Raw genomic sequence first — 7,149 nt, forward strand, 5'->3', positions numbered from 1 at the left:
TCGACTTGGTCGACAACCGACAATTTAAAAGTCAGCGTGTAATCTCTCTGGCTACGTTTTTCGCCCGTATTCATTGCACCTTCCTGATAAGAAGCCAGAAGGTGTAAACCTTATTCAGGACGAGACATGTAAAAACAAAAAGCCCCGGCCGGTTGGGTCGGGGCTTTTTAACGTTTGATTTTTGCTACATCAGGTGTACTTGCGCTTGTCCGGCGCAGGCGGGAAGTACTGATACAGCCAGGTCTCGCTCAAGGTCCGGTCATTGGTACGGATGAACAACCGCAGCTCCACCGGCTCTACGCTGTCGTTGGTCGGGTACCAGTCAAAGAGAATGCGAAAACCCTTGATGTCATCCAGCACCAGCACGCTGAAGTCCTTCACCTCGCCATTCGAACACGTCACCACCGGCTCGATCCCGGTGCCCTCCGGCAGGCGATCCAGACCGCCGCCATTGAAGTCCACGGCAAACCGTCGCGCCCAGACTTGCGGGTAATGCTCGCCCGGCGCCCAGCCCTCGGTGAAGCCGCCCATGCCCGAGCGGGTCGCATTGACTCGCGCCAGTGGCGTGCCCACCGGTGGCAAGGCGCTCCAGTAGAGCTTGTAGCCGTAGTTCAGCGAGTCCCCGGCGGCCACAGGTTTCTTCGGCGTCCAGAACGCGACAATGTTATCCAGAGTCTCGCCGGTCGTAGGAATTTCCAGCAAATCGATAGAGCCTTCGCCCCATGAGGTTGTAGGTTCTACCCACAGGCTTGGACGCTTGCTGTACCAGTCGACAGTGTCCTGGTAACTGGCGAACTCGTGATCGGTCTGCACCAGGCCGAAGCCCTTGGGGTCGGTGTCGGCAAATGCGTTGAATTGCAGGGTCGCCGGGTTGTTCAGTGGCCGGCAGATCCACTCGCCATTGCCGCGCCACATGGACAGTCGATCGGAGTCGTGAATCTGCGGATGAATGGTGTCGCACATGCGCCGCTCATGGGTGCCGCAGCTGAACATGCTGGTCATCGGCGCAATGCCCAGTTGTTCGATGGCGGTGCGGGCGTTGATGTAAGCGTCCACGGCCATGACCACCTGAGTGGCCTGGCAGTCTATATCGAACCGATAAGCACCGGTGGCGCTCGGCGAGTCCAGCAGGGCGTAGACCACAAAACGGGTGCTGTTCTTGTCCGGGGTCTCGAACCAGAACTTGGTGAAATCGGGGAATTCCTCACGCTTTTTGGCGTAGGTGTCGATCGCCAGGCCGCGTGCCGACAAGCCGTACTGGCCAGTCGCGTCGACTGCACGGAAATAACTGGCGCCCAGGAATGACAACACGTCGTGCCGATCCAGCTCGGGTGCCTTGAACAACTTGAATCCAGAGAACCCCAGGTCGCCCTTGAGTTGCTGGGTGTCGACCGTGGTTTTCTCGTAATTGAACAGGGAAGGGCGGAAATGCACTTCACGGGCCTGACGCGTCTTGGGATCGACGCTGTACATGCGCACGGGCTGCTTGAACCCCATGCCGACGTGGAAGAACTGCACGTCGAGCTGACCGTTGAGGTCATTCCACAGCGAGTGATCAGCGTCGTAACGGATTGCATTGAAATTTTGCGGCGTCATGGTCGCCAGGGTCGGCGGCAGCACCTGCTTGGTGTCCTGGTAGCGATTGCCGGCAAGTTGCTTGGCCTGGATCTTCAGTGTTTCGAAGTCGAACGCCTGGGCATCGCCATCGGCTGTGCCATTAGCGGCCCAAGCCCGGGATGCCAGCAGTCCGGTAGCGGACAAGCCAGTGTAGGCCGCAATGGCCATGGACGCTTTGAGCAAATTCCTGCGGTGCATAAGTAAACCTGTCGTGAACAATCCCGCGCCGTTCCTGGCACGTGCTGGATCAAAAATAGGGTTCGGACATGCCTTCGGCCAAACGCAACGGACTCTAAACAGATGCCATTTAGCTTAAACCGTTCGGTAGCAGAGCAAAATTGATTGATGGCATTAGGACAGTTCGGCAATGAAACAAAAAATGTCGGTTAACTTTTCTGACAGACCGTTCTGAATTTGAGGGCATTTCTGCTGTTTTCGACTAATTACTCTAAAAACTGCTTTTCAGCGCTGATTAACTTTCTATTCTATGGGCATGACCGGTTTCTGCCCTTCAGGCCGGTGGCTGCACAATTGGATAGGGGCGATGGGTATTTTGGTTTTCTCTTACATATGGAAGGACATCGTCCATGGCGAAAGTACAAGGCATTACCGAAATGTTAGGAATCTTTCCTTGCTTCAATGTCAGTCGTCGAAGGCGTCGATTGAGTTCGGATGAAATGAAACTGGTGGAGCAATACCGCGACCTGTCGGAAAGCGACAGGATCGCCATGCGTTACCTCGTGGATGCGATGCGAACCGTGTCGCGTTTTTGATGAGAATGGGATCGGCCGCGACGGGAGTTGCGGCCGAATCCTCTGAACGATGAGAATTTTCCTACGATCAGTGGCGGTTGCAGTCTCGAGAGCTAAGTATTACTTTCTGAGATCTGGTAATACTTCTGGAGCGCAATATGACGACGAGAATGACGAGCAAGGGGCAGGTAACGATTCCCAAGCCCATCCGCGACGCACTATGTCTTCTGCCTGGTTCGGCCATCGAGTTCAGTGTTAACGCCCAAGGCGAAGTGGTACTGCATAGTTGCAAACCAAAAGCTGATCCTGCCAAATCAGTCATTCCGGACCGGTTTGAAGCGGCGCGTGGCAAGGCCGATATCAAATGGAATACCGACGAGTTGATGGCATTGCTGCGAGGTGAGGACTGATGATATTGGTCGACACGAACGTGTTGATTGATGTCCTGGAAGACGACCCTGTCTGGGCTGATTGGTCTATACAACAGCTACGCGCTCAATCCCAGATCCATGAGTTGGCCATCAATCCAATAATCTACGCCGAACTGTCCCATACATTTACCACGTTCGAAGCGCTGGATGATGCGGTGACTCTGCTCGGTTTGGAGATGCAGGAAGTCCCACGTCCCGCATTGTTTTTGGCCGCAAAGGCTTTTGTTCGCTATAGGAAAGTAGGGGGCGGAAAAAGTAACGTGTTAGCGGATTTTTTCATCGGTGCGCATTCCGCTGTGAAAGAGCTTCCGTTGCTGACTCGTGATGCCAAGCGTTACCGCAGCTATTTTCCTTCGGTTGAACTGATAGTGCCGACGTGAGCCCCAAAGCGGGATGAAAACAGCACGTTGTTTTATCGCATATCCTTGCTGAAGCACGATCAAACAGAGCTGTTGCTTGAATAGATTTCTCTTGGTTTGATTCCCCCTTCCCTAGCCGTGTGAGAAAAAGGGCTAGTTCGATTCCTGCGCGTAACGGCGCTGGGGGGCAGTATTTACCAACGAACTGCCCAAAACCGTGCCCGCATTTCTACGGGCAGGTCATTCAATCAACCGACTTCCCCCACCGCTCGATACGCCTCATCAATCGCCGCATGCGCATAAGCGCTCCACGCCGCGTCCGAGTTGGCGATGCTGACTCGGCCCACTGGCTGACGCGCCAGGTTCATCAGTTTTTCGCTTTCATCCGCATCGTCATACAGGCTGTTGGAGAAATAGGCGTAGCCGTGCGACCAGCGATTGACCGTGATCGCCAGGATGTCGGTCTGGTGGTTGAAACCGCCAGGGCCGAGCATGCGTTGCAGTTGATCGCGCAGTTGTGCTTCGAGTTGTTCGAACGACTGGCCGTACAGCCGACCACGGCCGGCGCGAGCCTGGTCGCGGGCGTTCATGCCGCTGTTGGGGCTGGTGGGGACGTAGACCATGTGCAGGCCGATGGGTTGTTTCGGGTCGCGAGGATGGTCGTAGCCACCCATGCTGACCGGGTAATCGAGCTTGATGCGGCTGTAGGGTTGGGTCGCGGCATAGATTTCGTGCACGCCCAGCTTCTGGAACGACTCCCAGTTGCGGATCACGACTTTGGTGTAGACCAGCGGGAACTTCACATTCTGGCTCAGCGCGTGCGACTGCTCGGCTGACAGGTCCCGCAACAGGTACGGGATGACCATGTTGTAGCAGGCCATGATGCAGTGCCGCGCACCTGGTTGAGTTGACCGCCACGGCTGTAGCCTACGTTCACGCCATTGCCGACGTTGCGTACGCTGACCGCCGTACTGTTGAGGCGGATGCGCACGGCGGCCTTGGGCTGATCGAGCCTGGCGTAGTCGAACGGGGCGAGGACCACATCGTCCATGGTGTGTCCCGGTGCGACGGACGGGATCAGGCTGCGCACCAGCAGGCGGGCAAGCGATGCGTTGCCGTCGGGGAAGTGGTAGATGTAGGGCTCTTCCATTTCCGCCCGGGCTTCTTCGCTGATGGGTTCCAGATTCATCGCGCTAAAGCCTGGGAAACCGACCGAGTAGGCGTCGGAAGCGGCGACGGCGTCGATGCTCAGCGCCATGAAATCATTGGTGCGACTCTGGAAGTACTTCACCGCCTGGGCTGACAGTCCTACGTCCTTGAGCAGGAAATCCTGGTAGCTGGTGGCTTCCAGGTGCGCGTTTTTTTCCTCGTTGGTCTTGCCGGCCAGATAGTCCTTGGGCGTCATGTGCAGCGCAATCAGCGCCTGGCGATCGGCTGGCGGTAGCGGGAAGTCGTTGATGAAGTCGGTGATGGAGCGGGCGTGGAGCTGATCGGGGGCAATGTCGTCAGCCACCATCGGTGTCGGGTCGCCGCTGACCAGTTTGTCTTCGCCGAAGTTTTCCTTGTCGAAGAACACCGCGCGGGACAAGCCCAGGTCGGGATAGAACTGGCGGTCGAAGGCGGTCTCGAAGCGCTTGATGTCGACACCCAGTTTTTTCAGCAGGCCGTTCACCTCCTTGCTGTACAAATGATTGGGCGACTGGAAGGCTTCGCTGCCGCCGTAGCCGATGATTGTACGACCGCCGGCCGAGAACTCGTTGCGCTTGGCGTGACCGCCAAAGTCATCGTGGTTTTCCAGAATCAGGATGCGTGCTTTTGGATGTTTCTCACGGTAAAACCAGGCCGCGGACAGACCGCTGAGGCCTCCTCCGACAACCACCAGGTCATATTCCTCGGTGATGGGCAGCTTGTCGGTGTCGAAGACCTTTTTCTCCCAGCCCATCTGGTGGGCAATTTCGAAGGAGCCAACGTGGCTGCCGCGCAGGCCGGTGAGGGCAGGTGGGTAATAGCGTCCATCGGGCGCAGCCTGAAGAATCTGCAGTGGCGTCATGCCGGCAGCGATAGTGACTGCAACGCCGTTGAGGAAGTCGCGGCGGGTGATATCCATGTTCAATCCTTGTGGGGTTTGATAATCACCCCGGCACCCGCTCAGGTGCCGGGGCGAGAGCCGTTACCGGCTGATTTTCCAGGCATCGCCCGCAGGCGCGGTGCCGTGGTCGTAAGGTTTGGCGAGCCACATGTACAGCAGGCCCAGGCCGATGACGATGGCGGTGCTCAATACCATGGCGTAGTTGACGTACCAAGCCGCATCCGGGGTGCGTGGCCAGGCCATGTTGATGATAGCGGCGACACCATAGACCAGCGCGCCGATATTGATCGCCCAGCCCCATGCGCCCAGGGTGAATTTGCCACTCGGCTTCCAGCCTTTCATGCGTGCATACAGCGCCGCCAGCACGATCATCTGGAAGGCGAGGTAAATACCGATTGCCGCGAAGCTGACGATCGTTGCGACCGCATCCTGCAGGAAGAAGCCCAGCACTATGATAAGCGCGGGCAGAACGCCGGACACGAACAGCGCAGCAACCGGCACCTGGGTCGTAGGAGAGATCTTCTTCAGCAGCGAACTGCCGATGACCATTTCATCTCGCGCGTAGGAGTACAGCAGGCGACTCGCCGCCGCTTGCAGGCTGATGACGCAGGAGATGAAGGAAACCATCACCACGGCCATGACCACTTTAGAGCCCACCGGGCCGAAGGCGTTGTTGAGGATGGTGGTGACCGGGTCCTTGTCGGTGCCATTGATGACCGCTTGCATGTCAGGCACGGCGAGGATCAGTGCCAGGCAGGCAAACATTGCCGCGATGCCACCGATGTAGATGGTCATGCGCATGGCCACCGGGATCTGCTTGCTGGGGTTTGGGGTTTCTTCGGCGACATCGCCGCAGGCCTCGAAGCCGTAGTACAGGAACATACCCGCCAGCGAGGCGGTGAGGAAGGCGGGCAGGTAGGAGCCGTTGATGCTGATGTCGAAGGTGTTGAACAGCACGCTCAGCGGTTGATGGCGCTCGAACACTAGCAGGTACACACCCACGATCACCGCGCCTGCCAGCTCACACAGGAAGCCGAACATGGCGATGCGCGCCAGCACTTTAGTGCCGCTGAGGTTGACCAGGGTGGCGAACAGCGTCAACACCAGCGCGATGATGATGTTGGTGTTGTTGCTGGGCTCGAAACCGAGCATGGCCGCCAGGTACGGGCCGGCGCCGACGGCCACTGCCGCAATGGTTACGCACAGCGCGATGGAGTAGATCCAGCCGACCATCCACGCCCAGCGCTTGCCCACCAGACGACGCGCCCATGGGTAGACGCCGCCGGAAATGGGGAACTGCGAGACCACTTCACCGAAGATCAGGCACACCAGCAACTGGCCGCAACCGACCAGCAAATAGGCCCAGAACATCGGTGGTCCGCCGGCGGCCAGGCACAGGCCGAACAGGGTATAAACCCCGACGACCGGGGATAGATAAGTGAAGCCCAGGGCGAAGTTTTCCCACAGGCTCATGCTGCGGTTGAAGTTGGAGGTATAACCCAGCTTGCGTAGCTGCTCGGCATCGCTGTCGGCGGCTGTGGGGAGATCGGTTGATGCACTCATGGTCTGTCAGCTCCGGAAAATCGGCAGATTTCGGATGTCCGATGCCGTGGCGTGGCTGTGACAGCGCGCCCGGTTCGGTGGTTTTTGTTTTGACTTCTTTGGGGTGGTGCCTGGTGGTGCGTATTGCCGGTTTCTGCCTTGAAACCGAGGTGACGCCATCGCTGGCAAGCCAGCTCCCACAGGATTTGTGGTTGACCGCAGAGTTGGGTACGTCCCAACCCTTGTGGGAGCTGGCTTGCCAGCGATGCTTTTTTAGTGCTTGAACATCACATGCCGTACCACGGTGTAGTCCTCCAGCCCATACATCGACATGTCCTTGCCATAGCCGGACAATTTCT

5 protein-coding genes and 1 pseudogene are annotated in these 7,149 nt (G+C 57.7%); 3 read left to right on the plus strand and 3 right to left on the minus strand.

The annotated features are described in order from the left end of the window. Positions 1–189: 189 nt before the first annotated feature. Positions 190–1,815 carry a glucan biosynthesis protein D gene (locus UB23_RS19855; protein WP_045061011.1) on the minus strand — a complete coding sequence of 542 codons (1,626 nt, stop codon included), beginning with the start codon at positions 1,813–1,815 and terminating at the stop codon, positions 190–192. Between the two features lie 389 nt (positions 1,816–2,204). Here UB23_RS19855 and UB23_RS19860 point away from each other — a divergent pair, with 389 nt between their 5' ends. From UB23_RS19860 to UB23_RS19870, 3 genes are all read left to right on the plus strand, one after another. Continuing rightward, the gene (locus UB23_RS19860; RefSeq protein WP_045061012.1) at positions 2,205–2,390 is read left to right on the plus strand and encodes a hypothetical protein; all 186 of its coding nucleotides are present in this window, start codon (positions 2,205–2,207) and stop codon (positions 2,388–2,390) included. A 137-nt stretch (positions 2,391–2,527) separates the two neighbouring features. After that, positions 2,528–2,779, plus strand: a complete 252-nt coding sequence (locus UB23_RS19865; protein ID WP_045061013.1) for an AbrB/MazE/SpoVT family DNA-binding domain-containing protein — start codon at positions 2,528–2,530, stop codon at positions 2,777–2,779. Beyond that, positions 2,779–3,180 carry a type II toxin-antitoxin system VapC family toxin gene (locus UB23_RS19870; protein ID WP_045061014.1) on the plus strand — a complete coding sequence of 134 codons (402 nt, stop codon included), beginning with the start codon at positions 2,779–2,781 and terminating at the stop codon, positions 3,178–3,180. The genes UB23_RS19865 and UB23_RS19870 overlap by 1 nt, the downstream gene beginning before the upstream one ends. A 227-nt stretch (positions 3,181–3,407) precedes the next feature. Here the strand turns inward: UB23_RS19870 and UB23_RS19875 are convergent. Beyond that, a pseudogene (locus UB23_RS19875) lies at positions 3,408–5,266 on the minus strand (NAD(P)-binding protein). A 63-nt stretch (positions 5,267–5,329) separates the two neighbouring features. Continuing rightward, on the minus strand, positions 5,330–6,811 hold the full coding sequence (locus UB23_RS19880; RefSeq protein ID WP_045061015.1) for an APC family permease: 1,482 nt from the start codon (positions 6,809–6,811) through the stop codon (positions 5,330–5,332). Positions 6,812–7,149 lie beyond the last annotated feature (338 nt).

Source organism: Pseudomonas sp. ES3-33 (genome assembly GCF_000952175.1).
Taxonomy (GTDB): Bacteria; Pseudomonadota; Gammaproteobacteria; order Pseudomonadales; family Pseudomonadaceae; genus Aquipseudomonas; species Aquipseudomonas gregormendelii.

What these genes read in the sequence shown, in the direction of transcription:
- UB23_RS19855 (WP_045061011.1), bottom strand. Translation starts at nt 1,815, where the DNA reads ATGCACCGCAGGAATTTGCTCAAAGCGTCCATGGCCATTGCGGCCTAC.
- UB23_RS19860 (WP_045061012.1), top strand. Translation starts at nt 2,205, where the DNA reads ATGGCGAAAGTACAAGGCATTACCGAAATGTTAGGAATCTTTCCTTGC.
- UB23_RS19865 (WP_045061013.1), top strand. Translation starts at nt 2,528, where the DNA reads ATGACGACGAGAATGACGAGCAAGGGGCAGGTAACGATTCCCAAGCCC.
- UB23_RS19870 (WP_045061014.1), top strand. Translation starts at nt 2,779, where the DNA reads ATGATATTGGTCGACACGAACGTGTTGATTGATGTCCTGGAAGACGAC.
- UB23_RS19880 (WP_045061015.1), bottom strand. Translation starts at nt 6,811, where the DNA reads ATGAGTGCATCAACCGATCTCCCCACAGCCGCCGACAGCGATGCCGAG.